The following is an 18180-nucleotide window of genomic DNA, read 5'->3' as shown; positions in this document are numbered from 1 at the left end:
CTTACGCCTTCACAGCTGGTTTAACGATCAGGTCGCTACCGGTTGCACCCGGGACCGCACCTTTAACCAGCAGCAGGTTGCGCTCAGCGTCAACACGTACTACGTCCAGGCTCTGAACGGTGACACGCTCATTACCCAGCTGACCTGCCATTTTCTTGCCTTTGAACACTTTGCCCGGAGTCTGGTTCTGACCGATAGAACCCGGAACGCGGTGGGACAAGGAGTTACCGTGAGTAGCGTCCTGGGTACGGAAGTTCCAGCGCTTAACGGTACCAGCAAAACCTTTACCTTTAGAGGTACCGGTTACGTCAACTTTTTTAACGTCAGCAAACAGTTCAACGCTAATGCTCTGACCTACGGTGAATTCTTCGCCGTCAGCAAGACGGAATTCCCACAGACCACGGCCAGCTTCTACGCCAGCTTTAGCGAAGTGACCAGCTTCCGGCTTGGTTACACGGTTAGCTTTTTTAGCACCGGTGGTAACCTGAATTGCGCGGTAACCATCGTTAGCCAGGTCTTTGACCTGAGCAACACGGTTTGCTTCAACTTCGATTACGGTTACTGGGATAGATACGCCATCTTCAGTGAAGATGCGGGTCATGCCCACTTTTTTACCGACTAAACCAATCATTGTTTCAACCTCTCAATCGCTCGATGACCTGATTAACCCAGGCTGATCTGCACGTCTACACCGGCAGCCAGATCCAGACGCATCAGAGCATCAACGGTTTTCTCAGTTGGCTCAACGATGTCAACCAGACGCTTGTGAGTGCGGATTTCGTACTGATCGCGCGCATCTTTGTTGACGTGCGGAGAAATCAGAACGGTAAAGCGCTCTTTGCGGGTCGGCAGCGGGATCGGACCACGGACCTGCGCACCAGTGCGCTTGGCAGTCTCGACGATTTCCGCGGTTGATTGATCGATCAGACGATGATCAAACGCTTTAAGACGGATACGGATTCTTTGGTTCTGCATGAGACCAGAGCTCCAATTATTTATAGACGAAATGGTTACTCCTCATACCCATTACGATTGATGGGAGAGTGTAACCGTTCTTACATAGTTCCCCAATTGGGAACATTGTTTGATAGCTAAAAGCTCTATCAGGGTTCATATCGAACCAGCCTGCCAATTTTGACAGGCCCGCGCATTATACGCAAATTCGGGCTCGACGCAAGTGCTGCATACAAAATCAGCAATCATTTTTGCGTGCCGCGGCGAGCGGGCATAGAAAGTAGTGAAAACTGAGTTAATACCGCGGATGGCGCCTCGCGATAATGAATACGGGCCTTTGCTATCCCTCTCTTTTTCGACCAGACTCCGCGCATATCCCCATCGCCAGGGAACCTTATCGATGATGCCCCTCTTATTACTTCTCTATAGCGGTCTGTCGCTCGCCCTCTGCTGGTACGATCTGCGCTACGGCCTGCTTCCCGATCGCCTGACCTGCCCCCTGCTCTGGAGCGGGCTGTTCTATTATCTTTACTACGCTCCGCTACAGCTGGAGTATGCCGTTGGCGGCGCCATCGGCGGCTATCTGGCTTTCACGTGCCTCTATTGGCTCTATCGGGGGATTCGCGGTTATGAAGGGCTTGGCTATGGCGATGTCAAATTTCTGGCCGCACTTGGCGCGTGGCACGGTTGGCAAATGCTGCCGCAGCTGGTTTTTATGGCGACGGTCTTCGCCGGTGGAGTCATGCTGCTATTGATGATTCTCGGGAAAGTACAGCGCTCATTGAACAACCCGCTGCCTTTTGGCCCTTTTTTGGCTGCAGCGGGTTTTTGGTGCGGGTGGCAAACGCTAGTCAGTCAGCCACTTTGATTTGTGACTGGAGATAGTTTTGCAGTCCTAATTTACCAATCAGATCCAGCTCCGTTTCCAGCCAGTCAATATGGCCTTCTTCGTCTGTCAGGATTTCAATAAGCATGTCGCGACTGACATAGTCATGGACGCTGTCGGCATAAGCGATCGCCTCACGTAGATCTTTTGCGCCTTCGAGTTCCAGTCGTAAATCAGATTGCAGCATCTCCTCGACATCTTCACCGATGCCCAGCTTGCCAAGATCCTGCAGATTGGGGATACCTTCAAGGAAGAGAATGCGCTCGATGTACTTATCGGCGTGTTTCATTTCATCGATGGATTCATGATATTCAACATCATTGAGGCGCATCAGGCCCCAGTTCTTGAACATTCTGGCGTGAAGAAAGTACTGATTTATTGCGACAAGCTCATTTCCCAACAATTTATTGAGATAACTTATGATTTTGACATCACCTTTCATTATATAGTCCCTCCGCTTCCACTTATTGAAGCGTAGTTCGGGCTATAAAGATGTCAAAGAAAAGCCTGAGCTCTTAAGCGCTCTCCTGGTATTCCGGCATGCGGGTTAATTCATCTTCCATAATCTCACGGGCGGCACGGACACATTTACCGCATTGATTTCCAACAGGAATGAATTTGCGCAATTGCTGAAAAGACTGTGGATGAAATTGACGAACGGCCTGACGAATTTTTTTATCGTTTACACCATTACACAAACAAACGTACATACCGACTCCCGTTCAATTTATGCTCAAAAGTGTAAATGAGAATAGTTATAATTACAATAGTGCGTTGATTAAATACTCAAAGAGATGTTCTTTTTTCATACAAACATGATTTTGCTCGACGCCAGATGACGAGCAGCAAAAAGGGCGCCGAAGCGCCCTTTTTCATTCAGAACTAATAATTAGCCCAGAACTTTAGCTACAACGCCCGCGCCAACGGTACGGCCGCCTTCACGGATTGCGAAACGCAGACCGTCGTCCATCGCGATCGGGTGAATCAGGGTAACAACCATTTTGATGTTGTCGCCCGGCATGACCATCTCTACGCCTTCCGGCAGTTCGATGGTGCCAGTCACGTCAGTTGTACGGAAGTAGAACTGCGGACGGTAGCCTTTGAAGAACGGAGTATGACGGCCGCCTTCGTCTTTGGACAGAATGTACACTTCAGATTCGAACTTGGTGTGCGGCTTGATAGAGCCCGGCTTAGCCAGTACCTGACCACGTTCGATTTCTTCACGTTTGATACCACGCAGCAGAACACCAACGTTCTCACCAGCACGGCCTTCGTCCAGCAGTTTGCGGAACATTTCAACGCCAGTACAGGTAGACTTCGCAGTCTCTTTGATACCAACGATTTCAACTTCTTCGCCCACTTTGATGATACCGCGCTCTACACGACCGGTAACAACGGTACCACGACCGGAGATGGAGAATACGTCTTCGATCGGCAGCAGGAACGGCTTGTCAATCGCACGCTCTGGTTCCGGGATGTAAGAATCCAGGTAGCCAGCCAGTTCGATGATTTTCGCTTCCCAGTCTGCTTCGCCTTCCAGCGCTTTCAGAGCGGAACCACGAACGATCGGCGTGTCGTCGCCCGGGAAGTCGTACTGAGACAGCAGCTCACGGACTTCCATTTCGACCAGTTCCAGCAGCTCTTCGTCATCAACCATGTCGCATTTGTTCAGGAACACGATGATGTACGGAACGCCTACCTGACGACCCAGCAGGATGTGCTCACGAGTCTGCGGCATCGGGCCGTCAGTCGCAGCAACAACCAGGATCGCACCATCCATCTGAGCAGCACCGGTGATCATGTTTTTAACATAGTCGGCGTGGCCCGGGCAGTCTACGTGTGCGTAGTGGCGAGTCGGGGTGTCATATTCAACGTGAGAAGTGTTGATGGTGATACCACGAGCTTTTTCTTCCGGCGCGTTATCGATCTGGTCGAATGCACGAGCAGAACCACCGTAGGTTTTAGCCAGAACGGTAGTGATTGCAGCGGTCAGAGTAGTTTTACCATGGTCAACGTGGCCGATAGTACCGACGTTGACGTGCGGTTTTGTACGTTCAAATTTTTCTTTAGACACGGCTATATTCCTTACTATAGCGCTCTCCCCTTCAGGAGAGAGCACGGGATTTTGGTTTTAACCCTACGGCTTATTTACCACGGGCTTCAATTACGGCCTGAGCAACGTTGTTCGGCGCGTCATCATACTTCAGGAACTCCATGGAGTAAGAAGCACGACCTTTGGTCAGAGAACGCAGCTGAGTTGCATATCCGAACATTTCGGACAGCGGAACTTCAGCGTGAATCACAACGCCAGTAACGTTGGATTCTTGACCACGCAGCATACCACGACGACGGCTAAGGTCACCGATGACGTCACCAGTGTTCTCTTCCGGAGTTTCTACTTCAACCTTCATGATCGGCTCAAGCAGAACTGGTTTCGCTTTCTTAAAGCCATCTTTGAAGGCAATAGAAGCGGCCAGTTTAAACGCCAGTTCAGAGGAGTCAACGTCATGGTAAGAACCGAAGTGCAGACGCACGCCGAGATCAACTACCGGGTAACCTGCCAGCGGACCAGCTTTCAGCTGTTCCTGGATGCCTTTATCAACGGCCGGGATGTATTCGCCAGGAATTACACCACCTTTGATGTCGTTGATGAACTCGTATCCTTTCGGATTTGAGCCCGGCTCCAGCGGGTACATGTCGATAACAACATGACCATACTGACCGCGACCACCAGACTGCTTGGCATGTTTACCTTCGATATCGGTAACTTTCGCACGAATCGCTTCGCGGTAAGCAACCTGAGGTTTACCGACGTTCGCTTCAACGTTGAATTCACGCTTCATACGGTCAACGATGATGTCGAGGTGCAGCTCACCCATACCGGCGATAATGGTCTGGTTAGATTCTTCGTCAGTCCATACGCGGAATGACGGGTCTTCTTTCGCCAGACGACCCAGAGCCAGACCCATTTTTTCCTGGTCAGCTTTGGTTTTCGGTTCAACAGCGATGGAGATTACCGGCTCAGGGAATTCCATACGCTCCAGAATGATCGGGTGATCCGGGTTACACAGGGTGTCACCAGTAGTCACGTCTTTCAGACCGATAGCAGCAGCGATGTCGCCCGCGCGAACTTCTTTGATCTCTTCACGTTTGTTAGCGTGCATCTGTACGATACGACCGAAACGCTCACGTGCAGATTTCACGGAGTTCAGGATGGTATCACCAGAGTTAACCACACCGGAGTAAACGCGGAAGAAGGTCAGGTTACCCACGAACGGGTCGGTAGCGATTTTAAATGCCAGAGCAGCAAACGGCTCTTCATCGCTAGCGTGACGTTCAGCCGGGGTATCTTTACCGTCGTCCAGAATACCGTTGATCGCAGGTACATCAACCGGGGATGGCAGGTAATCAATTACCGCATCCAGCATCGCCTGAACACCTTTGTTCTTGAACGCAGAACCACAGGTTACCAGGATGATTTCGTTGTTCAGAACACGCTGACGCAGAGCTTTTTTGATCTCTTCTTCAGTCAGTTCTTCACCACCCAGGTATTTCTCCATCAGCTCTTCTGAAGCTTCTGCAGCGGACTCGATCAGGTTCTGGTGCCATTCTTCAGCCAGATCCTGCATGTCAGCCGGGATATCTTCATAGGTGAAGGTTACGCCTGCGTCTTCTTCGTTCCAGTTGATGGCTTTCATTTTCACCAGGTCAACAACACCGGTGAAACCTTCTTCAGCACCAATTGCCAGCTGCAGCGGAACCGGGTTCGCGCCCAGACGGGTTTTGATCTGACCAACAACTTTCAGGAAGTTCGCACCCATGCGGTCCATTTTGTTAACGAACGCAATGCGCGGAACTTTATATTTGTTTGCCTGACGCCATACGGTTTCAGACTGCGGCTGAACACCACCAACTGCGCAGTAAACCATTACCGCACCATCAAGCACACGCATGGAACGTTCTACTTCGATAGTGAAGTCAACGTGCCCCGGGGTGTCGATGATGTTAACGCGATGCGGTTCATACTGCTTAGCCATACCAGACCAGAATGCAGTAGTCGCTGCGGAGGTGATAGTGATACCACGCTCCTGCTCCTGCTCCATCCAGTCCATGGTTGCTGCGCCGTCATGAACTTCACCGATTTTGTGGTTTACACCGGTGTAGAACAGAATACGTTCGGTAGTAGTGGTTTTACCGGCGTCGATGTGCGCACTGATACCGATGTTACGGTAGCGTGCGATGGGTGTTGTACGAGCCATTTGATTCCTCGTTTATTTCTTTAGGCGTTCAGTTAAGTTATCCAGCACGGGCGACTTACCTGAAGCGCCCGCCTGGTGACTATGACTCCGAAGGGATTACCAACGGTAGTGAGCGAACGCCTTGTTGGCTTCTGCCATGCGGTGAACGTCTTCACGTTTCTTAACTGCAGTACCTTTGTTGTCTGCAGCGTCAGAAAGTTCGTTCGCCAGACGCAGAGCCATGGATTTATCACCACGTTTACGAGCAGCTTCTACGATCCAACGCATTGCCAGGGCATTACGACGAACCGGACGGACTTCAACTGGAACCTGGTAAGTAGAACCACCTACGCGGCGGGACTTAACTTCGACGGTCGGACGGACGTTGTCCAGAGCGACTTCGAAAGCTTCCAGTTCATTTTTACCAGAGCGCTGAGCCAGGGTCTCCAGCGCGCTGTATACGATAGCTTCTGCAGTAGATTTTTTACCATCTACCATCAGGATGTTTACAAATTTTGCCAGCAGTTCTGATCCGAACTTAGGATCTGGAAGGATTTTACGCTGACCAATGACGCGACGACGTGGCATGGAAATACTCCGTTGTTAATTCAGGATTGTCCAAAACTCAAAGAGTTTAGTTTGACATTAATATAAAACGTTTGGCCTTACTTAACGGAGAACCATTAAGCCTTAGGACGCTTCACGCCATACTTGGAGCGAGCTTGCTTACGGTCTTTAACGCCGGAGCAGTCAAGCGCACCACGAACGGTGTGGTAACGAACACCCGGAAGGTCTTTAACACGACCGCCACGGATCAGGATCACGGAGTGTTCCTGCAGGTTGTGACCTTCACCGCCGATGTAGGAGGTGACTTCGAAACCGTTAGTCAGACGAACACGGCAAACTTTACGCAGTGCGGAGTTCGGTTTTTTAGGAGTGGTAGTATATACGCGAGTACATACGCCACGTTTCTGCGGGCAGGCTTCCAGTGCAGGCACGTTGCTCTTTGCAACTTTGCGTGCGCGTGGTTTGCGTACCAGCTGGTTAATTGTTGCCATTAAATAGCTCCTGGTTTTAGCTTTTGCTTCGTAAACACGTAATAAATCGCCTCATATAATATGAGGACGCAGAATTTTAGGGCGGTGCCGAAAAGGTGTCAAGAAATATACAACGATCCCGCCATTACCAGGACAACTGTCCAGGATGTTTGACCGACATTCTGACGAAATCAGTATAGCCAACCCTGACGACACTGTCCGCAATTTGACCAGCCAGCCCGCGGGCATCGATATCGTCTTGCAGAGCATGAATGGTTATGGGGGCAGAGCGCAGGATTTCAAGGAAAGGTCCGCCGGCGATGGCCGCAATCACGCCATCAGAAAGCAGCAGGAGATCGTCGCCATCCTTTACCAGGCGTAGCATCGCGCGGAGATCGGTGTGCCACGGGGACGAGCTGAGTGTGTGGAGCATTCGGGCCTCAGAAACGTAAAATCACGTTGAAATCATCGAGTCGGGCGCGCAGCGCTTCGGGCTCAAGCCACTCGGCATCCACCACCCACGCCGTCCCGGCATTCAGGCCGCGTTCGCGGGCAGACGCTGCACATATCCAGCACGCGTCAATATCGTACAGCGGCAAGAGTTTAAAGGTCGCGATGTAATCGCGGGCAAGTACCGCCGACGGTTGTTGCCCGGGCAGCAGCTGAAAGACGCCGTCGCCGACAAAGAATACGCCGATCTCATCGCTCAGCGCGGAGGTCGCCAGCAGCGCATCCAGACCTTCCCGACCCGAAGCAGAACCATGCGGGGCAGAAGAAAAAACAAAAGCAACGCGTTTCATCAGAACTGCACCATCCGATCGCAGGTTAATGAGGCTTCCGCCAGCGCGCCCAGGCCGCTCAGCGTAAATCCGGGCTGCAGATTATGACCCGGTAACCCCAGCTGCTGAGCTTCTTGTTCATCGGTGACACCGCGACGCAGGGCCGCCGCCACGCAGATGTGCAGCGCGACAGCATGATCGTCATGCAGCCGCTGCCACGCGCGTACCAGATCAAATTCATCGCTGGCGGGCGCCGTCAGCTGGTTTGCGTTGTAGACACCTTCACGATAGAAGAAGACACAGACCAGATCATGACCCTCTTGCAAAACGGCCTGGGCAAACTGCCAGGCGCTGCTGGCCTGCTGCGTACCGTAGGCTGGCCCCGTTACCGTAATGGCAAAACGCATTACTTATCCAGCCCCTGGAAATCGCCGCTCTTGAACTGGCGAATATAGAGATAGACCGTATGTTTGGAAATATTCAGCCGATCGGCAACCTGGTTGATGGCATCTTTGATATCAAAGATCCCTTTCTCGTAGAGATTCAGGACAATCTGGCGATTTTTAGCATTGTTGGAAACATTACGATCGGCATTCACTTCTTCGATAGTGAACTCAAGGGTTTGAGCGACCAAATCATCGACGGACGAGGCAAAGTTAACCTGAGAGTTCACCTCCGGCGTTTCCGGCGGAATAAAGGTGCTCATTATCTGTGAGAACGGCACATCAAGGTTCATGTTGATGCACAGCAGACCGATGACCCGATGCTCACGGTTGCGAATGGCGATCGTGACGGACTTCATCAGGACTCCGCTCTTAGCCCGCGTAAAGTAGCACTTGGATACGCTGCTATCGGCCCCCGTCATATCATGCAGCATGCGCAGCGCAAGATCGGTTATCGGCGAGCCGATTTGGCGCCCGGTATGCTCACCGTTGGCGATGCGGATGGCGGAGCATTTCAGATCCTGTAAAGAATGCAGCACGATCTCACAATGGGAACCAATGAGCATCGCTAACCCGTCCACAACCGCTTCATAGGATTTGAGGATATCGAAGTCGGTCTGGTCGAAAGGACGTTGATCCAGCAGGTCAAGCTCACTGGTTTCGTTGGTTAAAAGCGACCTGGACATGAAAAAAAGCACTCCTTTTCAGGAGCCTGTCATTTTTTACACAAAACCGTTCAAGGTGCGCTGAGGGGTGCACGTCCGAGACATTCGTCACAACGAATTTGACCAGCCGTAAGCTGGCGAGGTAAGAGGCAAACATGTCTCTTATCACGTCTCAGGGCTGACTCCAGTGCGTAACCGGAATAAGCGGATGCAGCCAATGCAGAGGCAGCTTGAAAGATGAGGTGTAGCTTGTCAGGGCAGGCTCATCATCATTATTAAGCTAACTAAAGTAATACAGCGCTTGAGGCACTTTCCAGTTTTAATTATATCTGCCCCAAATAAAAAAGCCGCCGCCTTTAACGGCGGCGGCTTAGACCAGATTACTTCTTCGCGTCTGCGCTTTGCGCGTCAGCTTTGGCATCCGCCGCCGCTTCAGGCTTGGCATCGGCTTTCGGTGCCGGTTTGATATCCAGCAGTTCTACGTCGAAGACCAGCGTGGAGTTAGCCGGAATACCCGGGACGCCAGTTTTGCCGTAAGCCAGATCCGGTGGGATGACCAGCTTGATTTTGCCGCCTTTCTTGATATTTTTCAGGCCTTCGGTCCAGCCCGGGATAACGCCGTCCAGACGGAAGGAGAGCGGCTCACCGCGGGTGTAGGAGTTATCGAACTCTTTACCGTCAATCAGCGTACCTTTGTAGTTCACGACAACAGTGTCACTGTCTTTCGGCGCGTCGCCGGTCCCTTCTTTCTCAACTTTGTACAGCAGGCCAGATTTAGAGGTTTTTACGCCCTTCTCTTTTGCGAAGGTATCGCGATAGGCTTTGCCTTTAGCATCGTTTTCAGTCGCGTCTTTTTCCATTTTCTGCTGAGCAGCAGTTTTTACGCGGGTTTCGAAGGTTTGCAGAGTCTGCTCGATTTCTTGATCGGACAGTTTGCTTTTATTCGCAAACGCATCCTGAACACCGGCGATCAGCTGATCTTTATCCAGCTTGATACCCAGTTTTTCTTGTTCTTTCAGGGAGTTTTCCATGTAACGTCCCAGTGAAGCACCCAGCGCATAAGCAGATTTTTGATCGTCATTTTTAAATGCCGCTTTGCTATCCGTTGCAGGTGCCGTCTTCGCGGCAGTATCAGCCGCAAAGGTCAGCGGTGCATTCAGGGCGACAGCCATCGTGGTCGCCAGCAGCGTTACTTTAAACAGTGATTTCATCCATTTCTCCAGGGCCGGGGCATCTCACCCCAGGGTTATCGTAAAAAGCAAAAAAGGTACTATAGAACGTTGCAGAGCAAATCTACATACAGACCTTCCTGAATATCGCCAGTTTTGAGACTATTTTTGTATAAATAAGTTTCCTGTCTTACGCGAGGTTGCTGCGCGAAGGGTGAAAGTTGAGTAGAATCCGCTCGCGAGATAAGACAGAAGAGGTTACTCATGCACGACAGTACACTGGAGACTCGCCTGGCGGAGCTGGAAAGCCGGCTGGCGTTTCAGGAAATCACCATTGAAGACCTCAACAAGACCGTCACCGCCCATGAGATCGAAATGGCGAAGATGCGTGAACATATGCGCTTGATGGTTGAAAAACTGAAAGCGACCCAATCATCGCACATCGCATCACAGGCAGAAGAAACGCCCCCGCCACATTATTGAGGCGTAAAAAAAGCGGGTTTCCCCGCTTGACTATCTCCGGCAGCACTATGTCTACCGGATTGAATACCCTAAGAATGTCGAGTCGCAGAATGGCGGCAGGCTTGAGAACTCCCGGCAGCATAGAGAACGATGTCACCGGGGTTTGAAAGCCAGGCCAACGCGCCTGCGGCCTGAAAGACGATGGGTATTAGTGGCAACCGCAGCCGCCGTTACCACAACCACCTTTGCCATGTTCATGACCGTGGTCGTGATCGTGGCCGTGGCCGCCGCAGCAACCTTCATGATCGTGGTCATGATCGTGGCCGTGGGCACCGTGCACGTGACCGTGCTCCAGCTCTTCTGCAGTCGCTTCGCGAATCGCAACAACTTCAACGTTGAACTTCAGATTCTGGCCAGCCAGCATGTGGTTACCATCAACCACGACGTGCTCGTCGTCCACTTCGGTGATTTCAACCGGCACTGGACCCTGGTCGGTTTCCGCCAGGAAACGCATGCCAACCTGCAGTTCATCAACGCCCATGAAGACGTCTTTAGGAACACGCTGAACCAGATTTTCGTCGTACTGGCCGTACGCATCGTTCGCGCCGACTTCTACGTCAAATTTGTCGCCCACTTCATGGCCATCCAGCGCATTTTCCAGGCCGGAAATCAGGGAGCCGTGACCATGCAGGTAGTCCAGCGGCGCGCTTACCGGAGACTCATCAACCAACACACCGTCTTCTGTACGTACCTGATAGGCCAGGCTGACCACCAGGTCTTTTGCTACTTTCATGATATCTCCTGAGCATGGGAAGAATAGTGGCGCAGATTGTAGCGGAATTCTGCAGCCGTGTACCCTCTAGCTTAAAAAAAGGCGACAGATAACGCTAGTCCGGATGAAAAATGCCAATCACTTGTTCATCTTTACGGACGTGCTCCTGCGCCTCTTTATCCGCCTCACGCATCTGGTGGCCACACTTAACACACTCAACAATATCGACATTATTCTCACGCCACATTGCCAGAGAATCCTGCGCCTGACACGCCGGACATTTTGCGCCGGCAATAAAACGTTTACGCACTGCCATCATTATTTGACCCTTATTCAAACTCATCCCAACCGTCAAGCTGCCTGCTCTCTTTCTGCATCTCGCGCTGGAAAATCTCTTCCAGCTCCCGGCGAGCCTCCCGCACGCGTGATATCTGCAGCGTATCAGTATTCACGGGCATTAACTCACGCAGCATTCGCATATCCAGACGACGGAAGTGCAGCTGCGCGCGCTGCGCCTGATGCGGGTGCATGCCCAGGGTAATCAATGCTTTGCGCCCCAACTCCAGCGCGCTGGAAAACGTTTCACGCGAGAACTGCTTCACGCCGGCCTGCAGCAATTCATGCGCCTCAACACGCCCCCGGGCGCGCGCCAGAATATTCAGATGCGGAAAGTGTTGCTGACACATCTCCACCAGCTTCATGGTATCTTCCGGCTCGTTGCAAGTGATAACAATCGACTGCGCATCCTCCGCCCCCGCCGAGCGCAGCAGCTCCAGCTGCGTCGCATCGCCAAAATAGACTTTATAGCCATATTTACGCATCAGGTTAACCGCACTGATATCGCGCTCCAGCACGGTAATCCGCATTTTATTGGCCATCAGCAAACGACCAATAACCTGCCCGAAGCGGCCAAAGCCGACAATAATCACCTGCGGTTTATCGTCCTCAACCCACGGCGCTTCATCCTCTTCTTCCGGTTGGTTAAAGCGCCGGGAGAGAATTTGATCGATAAGCGTCATCAACAGCGGCGTTGTCATCATCGATAGCGTGACCGTGACCAGCAGCAGCGCCATCTGATCGTTTTCGAACAGTCGCAGCGAGGCCGGCAGTGAGAACAGCACAAACGCAAACTCGCCCCCCTGGCTCAGCACTCCCGCAAACTGCATCCGTTCCGAGCTACGCACCCCGTATACCCGCGCCAGGCCGTACAACACGAAACTTTTTACCGCCACCAGCACGGCAACGCTTGCCGCCACCCACAGTAAGTGGGTATAGAGCACGCCCAGATTCAATGCCATGCCGACGGAAATAAAGAACAACCCAAGCAAGAGCCCTTTAAACGGCTCGATGGCGATCTCCAGCTCATGGCGATACTCGCTTTCAGCCAGCAGAACGCCGGCGATAAAAGTACCGAGCGCCATAGACAGACCGAGCGCATCCATAAACAGGGCCGAACCCAGTACCAGCAGCAGCGTTGCGGCGGTAAATACTTCTCGCACCCCGGAGCCGGCGATAAACCGAAAAACAGGTCGCAGCAGAAAACGGCCGCCAATAAGCATCCCGGCGAAGGCCAGAACCTTCAGCCCGACGGTCACCCAGTTAAGATGGTCATCACCGGAACCGGCCAGCAGCGGTACCAGAGCCAGCGCGGGGATCACCGCCAGATCCTGAAACAGCAGCACCGAAAACCCCAGCTGTCCGGACTCGCTGCGACTCATTCCTTTCTCACGCATCAACTGCAGCGCCATTGCCGTAGACGACATCGCCAGACCAATACCGCCGACCACCGCCGCCTGCCAGGAAAACCCGGTCACAATGAGTAATCCGCCAAGAATACCCGCGCTGAGCACAACCTGCGCCGCCCCGACGCCAAAAATGGAGCTGCGCAGGCGCCAGAGCTTAGACGGATTCAACTCCAACCCGATGATGAACATCAGGAACACGACGCCCAGTTCGGAGAAGTGCAAAATCTCATCAACATCGCTAATAAAACCCAGCCCCCAGGGGCCAATCGCAATGCCGGCCAGCAGATAGCCTAATACCGCGCCGATGCCGAGCCGGGCGGCCAACGGCACCGCCACCACGGCAGAAAACAGAAACAGGACTCCCGCTAAAAGCAGATCAGCGCCCTCCATTTATGCCTCCTGCCGCGATGGGATTAGCCAGCCAGTCGCGATAAGCACGCGCGTGATTTTTCAGATCGGCAGGCGATTGTCGGCGAGCCCAGTAGACAATAATCGGGCTCATCCAGTGCATCCGGCACATGCCGGCAGTCAGTTCAAATGGGCGCAGGATGTCGTTCATGGGATAGCGATTGGCATCGCGTCGGTAGGCGCTCTCGGGCTCACCGGTGGTAATCACGCTACGCCAGTACTTTCCCGCAAGCTGGTTCCCTCCGGCGCCGCTGGCAAAGCCGCGGGTCAGCACTCTGTCCAGCCACTCCTTCAGCAATGCCGGGCAGCTCCACGTATAGAGCGGATGCTGGAAAACAATCACCTCATGCTGGCGCAACAGCTCCTGCTCGTGGGTAATATCGATAAAAAAATCTGGGTAGTGTGCATAGAGATCGTGCACGGTGACATTTGGCAACTGTAAAGCCGGTTCAAGTAAAACCCGGTTGGCCACGGAATCCTGGGATTCTGGGTGGGCATACAGCAGCAAAACCTTCGCTGTCTGAGACATCATTCCCCTCCCGAACGTCTTCTGGTGGCCTGCACAACGGCTGCGTCCCGACGCAACCAGAATGACTTTGTGTATCGTCTTCGTTTTGGGCTACCATTGCGGCCCGGTGGAGCAATTTGCTACCACATTACATTATCATAATGACAAACTAACATAGTCAGAACATACGGCGCCTTATGATTGTTTTCTCCTCGTTACAAATTCGTCGCGGCGTACGGGTCCTCCTGGACAACGCCACCGCCACCATCAATCCTGGCCAGAAGGTCGGCCTGGTGGGCAAAAACGGCTGCGGCAAATCCACGCTGCTGTCGCTTTTGAAAAACGAGATTAGCGCCGACGGCGGCAGTATGACCTTTCCGGGTAACTGGCAGCTGGCGTGGGTTAATCAGGAAACCCCTGCGCTGCCGCAGCCAGCCATTGATTATGTTATTGATGGCGATCGCGAATATCGCCAGCTCGAAGCCGATTTAAAACTGGCCAACGAGCGCAATGACGGCCACGCCATCGCGACGGTGCACGGCAAACTGGATGCCATCGATGCCTGGACCATCCGTTCGCGCGCCGCCAGTCTGCTGCACGGGCTGGGATTCAGTAATGAGCAGCTTGAAAGCCCGGTCAGCGACTTTTCCGGCGGTTGGCGTATGCGCCTGAACCTCGCGCAGGCGCTGATTTGTCGTTCCGATCTGCTGCTGCTCGATGAACCGACTAACCACCTCGATCTCGATGCAGTCATCTGGCTGGAAAAATGGCTGAAAGGCTACACCGGCACGCTGATTCTGATTTCTCACGATCGTGACTTCCTGGATCCGATCGTCGATAAAATTATTCATATCGAACAGCAAACGATGTTCGAATACACCGGCAACTACAGCTCGTTTGAAGTGCAGCGCGCAACCCGCCTGTCACAGCAGCAGTCGATGTATGAAAGCCAGCAGCTGCGCGTCGCCCATCTGCAAAGCTATATCGACCGCTTTCGCGCCAAGGCCACCAAGGCCAAGCAGGCCCAGAGCCGCATTAAAATGCTGGAACGCATGGAGCTTATCGCACCGGCTCACGTCGATAACCCGTTCCACTTTAGTTTCCGCGCGCCGGAAAGCCTGCCAAACCCGCTGCTGAAAATGGAAAAAGTCAGCGCCGGCTACGGCGAACGGGTGATTCTGGACTCTATCAAACTAAACCTGGTGCCCGGTTCACGCATTGGCCTGTTAGGGCGAAACGGCGCCGGCAAGTCGACGCTGATCAAGCTGCTGGCCGGCGAACTCCAGCCGCTGCATGGCGAGATTGGCCTCGCTAAAGGCATTAAGCTCGGCTACTTCGCTCAGCATCAGCTGGAGTTTCTGCGCGCTGACGAATCCCCGTTACAGCATCTGGCACGCCTGGCGCCTCAGGAGACAGAGCAGAAACTGCGCGACTATCTCGGCGGATTTGGTTTCCAGAGCGATAAGGTCAACGAAGAGACGCAGCGTTTCTCCGGTGGTGAAAAAGCCCGCCTGGTGCTGGCGTTGATCGTCTGGCAGCGACCTAACCTTCTGCTGCTCGATGAACCGACGAACCACCTCGATCTCGATATGCGTCAGGCCTTGACCGAAGCGCTGATTGATTTCGAAGGCGCGTTGGTGGTGGTCTCGCACGATCGCCACCTGATCCGTTCCACCACCGACGATCTCTATCTGGTGCATGACGGTAAAGTCGAGCAGTTCGATGGCGACCTGGAAGATTATCAGCAGTGGCTCAGCGACTCGCAGAAACAGGAGAGCTCGTCGTCTGACGTTGCGAAAGAGAGCGGTAACAGCGCACAGGCCCGCAAAGACCAGAAACGTCGGGAAGCGGAATTACGGACGCTCACTCAGCCGCTGCGTAAAGAGATTAGCCGCCTCGAAAAAGAGATGGATAAGCTCAACGCGCAGCTCGCCCAGGCGGAAGAGAAGCTCGGCGACAGCGGGCTGTATGATGCCTCCCGCAAAGCAGAGCTGACCAGCTGTCTGCAGCAACAGGCCAGTGCCAAATCCGGTCTCGAAGAGTGTGAAATGGCCTGGCTGGATGCACAAGAGCAGCTGGAACAGATGCTACAGGAAGGTTAAAACGGGTTATGATAGGGCAGGGAGTATAAACGCAGTGGCGCTGAGTTATGGGAACGCGCCGTTATATGCCCCTGCTATAAACCGCAACACTCATCTGCGAAGAGGCATTGCCATGGTAAAAAAAACGCTTATCTCCCTCTCACTGCTTTGTGCCCTGACCCACTCCGCTTTTGCCGCCTACAGCGCGAGCGAATTGAAAAACAAAGAAAACGTCATCGCTTTTTATAATAAAGCGTTGAACGATAAAGACTTTGATGCCGCAAAAACCTACCTCGGAAACGAGTATATCCAGCATAATCCTGGTGCGAAGGATGGGCCCGAAGGCTTTCGTCAATTCATCGCCTTTCTGAAAGAGAAATTCCCCGACTCTCACAGCGAGATTAAACGCGTGATTGTCGACGGCGACTATGTCGTTCTGCACGTTGCGTCCACCGGCCGCGAGCCGGGCGTCACCCGGGCGATTATCGATATTTTCCGCCTCGATGCGCAGAACAAGATCGTTGAGCACTGGGATGTTATTCAGACGGTTCCGGAAAAAACCGCCAGCGGCAACAGCATGTTTTAAGCCAGCCCCACAGCCATTCGCTCCTGGCGGTGGCTGTTTCCCCTTCCAGCCTTCCCGGGCAGCGTGCCATCTTTATCCCGCAAGAGCAGTCCTCATCCGGCTTCAATTTCGTGTAACCTATAGCACAGGCCGCAAGACCACATATTGGATAACCTGCGCACTTCATGCGCGGTATACTGTTTTATAAGATGATTAACTGCTCTGGTGCTATGGTTGAAATCACCCCCACAGAAATGACGCCCCCCGAAAACGACTCGCGTGAGTTTCACCCTATGCGCGGCGTGGGCAATCGTCATCTGCAGACCATGCTGCCGCGCCTGATTCGCCGTAAGCTGGGATTCACGCCGCACTGGCAGCGACTTGAGCTCCCGGACGGTGATTTTGTCGATCTGGCGTGGAGCGAAGACCCCGCCGGGGCGCAACACAAACCGCGACTGGTGGTGTTCCACGGGCTGGAGGGTAGCCTGCACAGCCCCTATGCTCATGGCCTTATCCATGCAGCCATGCAGCGCGGCTGGCTGGGCGTGGTGATGCATTTCCGCGGCTGTAGCGGCGAACCCAACCGCAATAACCGCATCTATCATTCGGGTGAAACCGAAGATGGCCGCTGGTTCCTGCACTGGCTACAACGCGAATGGGGTGCGGTGCCGACCGCTGCCGTCGGCTATTCGCTGGGCGGGAATATGCTGGGCTGCCTGCTGGCCGAAGAAGGCGATAATGTCCCGCTTGATGCCGCGGTTATTGTCTCAGCCCCGTTCATGCTCGAAGCCTGCAGCTATCATATGGACAAGGGCTTTTCCCGGGTCTATCAGCGTTATCTGCTCAATCTGTTAAAGGCCAACGCCGCGCGTAAGCTGAAAGCCTATCCCGGCTCGCTACCGGTTGATCTCCGCCAGCTCAAAGGTATGCGCCGCATCCGCGAGTTTGACGATATGATCACCGCCAGGATTCACGGATTCGCCGATGCGCTGGACTACTATCGCCAGTGCAGCGCCATGCCGCGCCTCAGCGACATTACGAAACCGACGCTGATCATTCATGCGAAGGACGATCCTTTTATGGACCACCACTCCATTCCGCCGCAAGAGCAGCTCCCGGTAAACGTCGAGTATCAGCTGACCGAAAATGGCGGACACGTCGGATTCGTCGGCGGCACGCTGCGCAAACCGGAAATGTGGCTGGAAAAGCGTATCCCGGACTGGTTAACCCGTTGGTTGGGAGCACAAAAATGATTATTCCCTGGCACGATCTGGATCCCGAAACGCTGGATAACCTGATCGAAAGCTTTGTGTTGCGTGAAGGCACCGATTATGGTGAACATGAACGCTCGCTGGCGGATAAAGTCGCCGACGTCAAACAGCAATTGAAAAGCGGAGAAGCCGTGCTGGTGTGGTCAGAACTGCACGAGACGGTCAACATCATGCCCCGCAAGCAGTTTCACGGCTAA

23 protein-coding genes are annotated in these 18180 nt (G+C 53.3%); 6 read left to right on the top strand and 17 right to left on the bottom strand.

Features of this window, described 5'->3' with window-relative positions; translation table 11 throughout:
- Nucleotide 1 precedes the first annotated feature (1 nt).
- Together rplC and rpsJ are read right to left on the bottom strand one after the other, a co-directional pair.
- On the bottom strand, nt 2–631 hold the full coding sequence (gene rplC / locus OQV00_RS02155) for a 50S ribosomal protein L3 (protein ID WP_004868374.1): 630 nt from the start codon (nt 629–631) through the stop codon (nt 2–4).
- Nucleotides 632–663: 32 nt separating this feature from the next.
- Nucleotides 664–975 (bottom strand): 30S ribosomal protein S10, encoded by a 312-nt coding sequence (gene rpsJ / locus OQV00_RS02150; protein ID WP_001181005.1) that lies wholly within the window; start codon nt 973–975, stop codon nt 664–666.
- Between the two features lie 379 nt (nt 976–1354).
- Between rpsJ and OQV00_RS02145 the strand changes: the two genes are divergently transcribed.
- On the top strand, nt 1355–1822 hold the full coding sequence (locus OQV00_RS02145; RefSeq protein WP_048024774.1) for a prepilin peptidase: 468 nt from the start codon (nt 1355–1357) through the stop codon (nt 1820–1822).
- Here the strand turns inward: OQV00_RS02145 and bfr are convergent.
- The 11 genes from bfr to fkpA all read right to left on the bottom strand — a co-directional run bounded on the left by bfr (nt 1806) and on the right by fkpA (nt 10213).
- Nucleotides 1806–2282 carry a bacterioferritin gene (gene bfr / locus OQV00_RS02140; RefSeq protein WP_004868378.1) on the bottom strand — a complete coding sequence of 159 codons (477 nt, stop codon included), beginning with the start codon at nt 2280–2282 and terminating at the stop codon, nt 1806–1808. The genes OQV00_RS02145 and bfr overlap by 17 nt on opposite strands.
- A 73-nt stretch (nt 2283–2355) precedes the next feature.
- Nucleotides 2356–2550, bottom strand: coding sequence for a bacterioferritin-associated ferredoxin (gene bfd / locus OQV00_RS02135; protein ID WP_004868381.1), 195 nt, complete (start codon nt 2548–2550; stop codon nt 2356–2358).
- 179 nt (nt 2551–2729) lie between these two features.
- The gene (gene tuf / locus OQV00_RS02130; protein ID WP_004118409.1) at nt 2730–3914 is read right to left on the bottom strand and encodes an elongation factor Tu; all 1185 of its coding nucleotides are present in this window, start codon (nt 3912–3914) and stop codon (nt 2730–2732) included.
- 70 nt (nt 3915–3984) lie between these two features.
- Nucleotides 3985–6099, bottom strand: a complete 2115-nt coding sequence (gene fusA, locus OQV00_RS02125) for an elongation factor G (RefSeq protein ID WP_004868382.1) — start codon at nt 6097–6099, stop codon at nt 3985–3987.
- Between the two features lie 96 nt (nt 6100–6195).
- Nucleotides 6196–6666, bottom strand: coding sequence for a 30S ribosomal protein S7 (gene rpsG / locus OQV00_RS02120; protein WP_004106370.1), 471 nt, complete (start codon nt 6664–6666; stop codon nt 6196–6198).
- Nucleotides 6667–6761: 95 nt separating this feature from the next.
- Nucleotides 6762–7136, bottom strand: coding sequence for a 30S ribosomal protein S12 (rpsL, locus tag OQV00_RS02115; protein WP_002920115.1), 375 nt, complete (start codon nt 7134–7136; stop codon nt 6762–6764).
- A gap of 124 nt (nt 7137–7260) precedes the next feature.
- Nucleotides 7261–7548 carry a sulfurtransferase complex subunit TusB gene (tusB, locus tag OQV00_RS02110; protein WP_004868385.1) on the bottom strand — a complete coding sequence of 96 codons (288 nt, stop codon included), beginning with the start codon at nt 7546–7548 and terminating at the stop codon, nt 7261–7263.
- Between the two features lie 7 nt (nt 7549–7555).
- Nucleotides 7556–7915 carry a sulfurtransferase complex subunit TusC gene (tusC, locus tag OQV00_RS02105; protein ID WP_004868388.1) on the bottom strand — a complete coding sequence of 120 codons (360 nt, stop codon included), beginning with the start codon at nt 7913–7915 and terminating at the stop codon, nt 7556–7558.
- Nucleotides 7915–8301 (bottom strand): sulfurtransferase complex subunit TusD, encoded by a 387-nt coding sequence (gene tusD, locus OQV00_RS02100; RefSeq protein ID WP_015585626.1) that lies wholly within the window; start codon nt 8299–8301, stop codon nt 7915–7917. The genes tusC and tusD overlap by 1 nt, the downstream gene beginning before the upstream one ends.
- Complete coding sequence (locus OQV00_RS02095) at nt 8301–9023, bottom strand: helix-turn-helix transcriptional regulator (RefSeq protein ID WP_004868391.1); 723 nt, start codon at nt 9021–9023, stop codon at nt 8301–8303. The genes tusD and OQV00_RS02095 overlap by 1 nt, the downstream gene beginning before the upstream one ends.
- Before the next feature lie 359 nt (nt 9024–9382).
- On the bottom strand, nt 9383–10213 hold the full coding sequence (gene fkpA, locus OQV00_RS02090; RefSeq protein ID WP_015585625.1) for an FKBP-type peptidyl-prolyl cis-trans isomerase: 831 nt from the start codon (nt 10211–10213) through the stop codon (nt 9383–9385).
- 222 nt (nt 10214–10435) lie between these two features.
- Between fkpA and OQV00_RS02085 the strand changes: the two genes are divergently transcribed.
- Nucleotides 10436–10654 (top strand): protein SlyX, encoded by a 219-nt coding sequence (locus OQV00_RS02085; RefSeq protein ID WP_004868395.1) that lies wholly within the window; start codon nt 10436–10438, stop codon nt 10652–10654.
- A gap of 187 nt (nt 10655–10841) precedes the next feature.
- Here the strand turns inward: OQV00_RS02085 and slyD are convergent, their stop codons facing one another.
- From slyD to kefG, 4 genes are all read right to left on the bottom strand, one after another.
- The gene (slyD, locus tag OQV00_RS02080; RefSeq protein WP_004868397.1) at nt 10842–11426 is read right to left on the bottom strand and encodes a peptidylprolyl isomerase; all 585 of its coding nucleotides are present in this window, start codon (nt 11424–11426) and stop codon (nt 10842–10844) included.
- Nucleotides 11427–11520: 94 nt separating this feature from the next.
- Nucleotides 11521–11721 carry a YheV family putative zinc ribbon protein gene (locus OQV00_RS02075; protein ID WP_015585624.1) on the bottom strand — a complete coding sequence of 67 codons (201 nt, stop codon included), beginning with the start codon at nt 11719–11721 and terminating at the stop codon, nt 11521–11523.
- A 13-nt stretch (nt 11722–11734) separates the two neighbouring features.
- A complete protein-coding gene (gene kefB, locus OQV00_RS02070; RefSeq protein ID WP_004868400.1) occupies nt 11735–13540 on the bottom strand; it encodes a glutathione-regulated potassium-efflux system protein KefB in 1806 nt (601 codons plus the stop codon).
- A complete protein-coding gene (gene kefG, locus OQV00_RS02065; RefSeq protein ID WP_032718310.1) occupies nt 13527–14090 on the bottom strand; it encodes a glutathione-regulated potassium-efflux system ancillary protein KefG in 564 nt (187 codons plus the stop codon). The genes kefB and kefG overlap by 14 nt, the downstream gene beginning before the upstream one ends.
- A 173-nt stretch (nt 14091–14263) precedes the next feature.
- On the opposite strand from kefG, the gene OQV00_RS02060 reads away from it, so the two are divergent.
- The 4 genes from OQV00_RS02060 to OQV00_RS02045 all read left to right on the top strand — a co-directional run bounded on the left by OQV00_RS02060 (nt 14264) and on the right by OQV00_RS02045 (nt 18180).
- Nucleotides 14264–16168 carry an ABC transporter ATP-binding protein gene (locus OQV00_RS02060; protein ID WP_004868406.1) on the top strand — a complete coding sequence of 635 codons (1905 nt, stop codon included), beginning with the start codon at nt 14264–14266 and terminating at the stop codon, nt 16166–16168.
- Between the two features lie 112 nt (nt 16169–16280).
- Nucleotides 16281–16733, top strand: coding sequence for a nuclear transport factor 2 family protein (locus OQV00_RS02055; RefSeq protein WP_004868408.1), 453 nt, complete (start codon nt 16281–16283; stop codon nt 16731–16733).
- Between the two features lie 209 nt (nt 16734–16942).
- Nucleotides 16943–17965 carry a hydrolase gene (locus OQV00_RS02050; RefSeq protein WP_015585622.1) on the top strand — a complete coding sequence of 341 codons (1023 nt, stop codon included), beginning with the start codon at nt 16943–16945 and terminating at the stop codon, nt 17963–17965.
- Nucleotides 17962–18180: a YheU family protein gene (locus tag OQV00_RS02045; RefSeq protein ID WP_004868412.1), complete on the top strand. Its 219-nt coding sequence runs from the start codon at nt 17962–17964 to the stop codon at nt 18178–18180. Before OQV00_RS02050 ends, OQV00_RS02045 begins: the two co-directional genes overlap by 4 nt.

Origin of the sequence: Klebsiella sp. DY2415 (assembly GCF_026314315.1) — a bacterium.
GTDB lineage: Bacteria > Pseudomonadota > Gammaproteobacteria > Enterobacterales > Enterobacteriaceae > Klebsiella > Klebsiella ornithinolytica.
Note: the sequence above shows the minus strand (reverse complement) of the source record. Positions and strands in the feature narration are given on the sequence as shown.

What these genes read in the sequence shown, in the direction of transcription:
- rplC (WP_004868374.1), bottom strand. Translation starts at nt 631, where the DNA reads ATGATTGGTTTAGTCGGTAAAAAAGTGGGCATGACCCGCATCTTCACT.
- rpsJ (WP_001181005.1), bottom strand. Translation starts at nt 975, where the DNA reads ATGCAGAACCAAAGAATCCGTATCCGTCTTAAAGCGTTTGATCATCGT.
- OQV00_RS02145 (WP_048024774.1), top strand. Translation starts at nt 1,355, where the DNA reads ATGATGCCCCTCTTATTACTTCTCTATAGCGGTCTGTCGCTCGCCCTC.
- bfr (WP_004868378.1), bottom strand. Translation starts at nt 2,282, where the DNA reads ATGAAAGGTGATGTCAAAATCATAAGTTATCTCAATAAATTGTTGGGA.
- bfd (WP_004868381.1), bottom strand. Translation starts at nt 2,550, where the DNA reads ATGTACGTTTGTTTGTGTAATGGTGTAAACGATAAAAAAATTCGTCAG.
- fusA (WP_004868382.1), bottom strand. Translation starts at nt 6,099, where the DNA reads ATGGCTCGTACAACACCCATCGCACGCTACCGTAACATCGGTATCAGT.
- rpsG (WP_004106370.1), bottom strand. Translation starts at nt 6,666, where the DNA reads ATGCCACGTCGTCGCGTCATTGGTCAGCGTAAAATCCTTCCAGATCCT.
- rpsL (WP_002920115.1), bottom strand. Translation starts at nt 7,136, where the DNA reads ATGGCAACAATTAACCAGCTGGTACGCAAACCACGCGCACGCAAAGTT.
- tusB (WP_004868385.1), bottom strand. Translation starts at nt 7,548, where the DNA reads ATGCTCCACACACTCAGCTCGTCCCCGTGGCACACCGATCTCCGCGCG.
- tusC (WP_004868388.1), bottom strand. Translation starts at nt 7,915, where the DNA reads ATGAAACGCGTTGCTTTTGTTTTTTCTTCTGCCCCGCATGGTTCTGCT.
- tusD (WP_015585626.1), bottom strand. Translation starts at nt 8,301, where the DNA reads ATGCGTTTTGCCATTACGGTAACGGGGCCAGCCTACGGTACGCAGCAG.
- OQV00_RS02095 (WP_004868391.1), bottom strand. Translation starts at nt 9,023, where the DNA reads ATGTCCAGGTCGCTTTTAACCAACGAAACCAGTGAGCTTGACCTGCTG.
- fkpA (WP_015585625.1), bottom strand. Translation starts at nt 10,213, where the DNA reads ATGAAATCACTGTTTAAAGTAACGCTGCTGGCGACCACGATGGCTGTC.
- OQV00_RS02085 (WP_004868395.1), top strand. Translation starts at nt 10,436, where the DNA reads ATGCACGACAGTACACTGGAGACTCGCCTGGCGGAGCTGGAAAGCCGG.
- slyD (WP_004868397.1), bottom strand. Translation starts at nt 11,426, where the DNA reads ATGAAAGTAGCAAAAGACCTGGTGGTCAGCCTGGCCTATCAGGTACGT.
- OQV00_RS02075 (WP_015585624.1), bottom strand. Translation starts at nt 11,721, where the DNA reads ATGGCAGTGCGTAAACGTTTTATTGCCGGCGCAAAATGTCCGGCGTGT.
- kefB (WP_004868400.1), bottom strand. Translation starts at nt 13,540, where the DNA reads ATGGAGGGCGCTGATCTGCTTTTAGCGGGAGTCCTGTTTCTGTTTTCT.
- kefG (WP_032718310.1), bottom strand. Translation starts at nt 14,090, where the DNA reads ATGATGTCTCAGACAGCGAAGGTTTTGCTGCTGTATGCCCACCCAGAA.
- OQV00_RS02060 (WP_004868406.1), top strand. Translation starts at nt 14,264, where the DNA reads ATGATTGTTTTCTCCTCGTTACAAATTCGTCGCGGCGTACGGGTCCTC.
- OQV00_RS02055 (WP_004868408.1), top strand. Translation starts at nt 16,281, where the DNA reads ATGGTAAAAAAAACGCTTATCTCCCTCTCACTGCTTTGTGCCCTGACC.
- OQV00_RS02050 (WP_015585622.1), top strand. Translation starts at nt 16,943, where the DNA reads ATGGTTGAAATCACCCCCACAGAAATGACGCCCCCCGAAAACGACTCG.
- OQV00_RS02045 (WP_004868412.1), top strand. Translation starts at nt 17,962, where the DNA reads ATGATTATTCCCTGGCACGATCTGGATCCCGAAACGCTGGATAACCTG.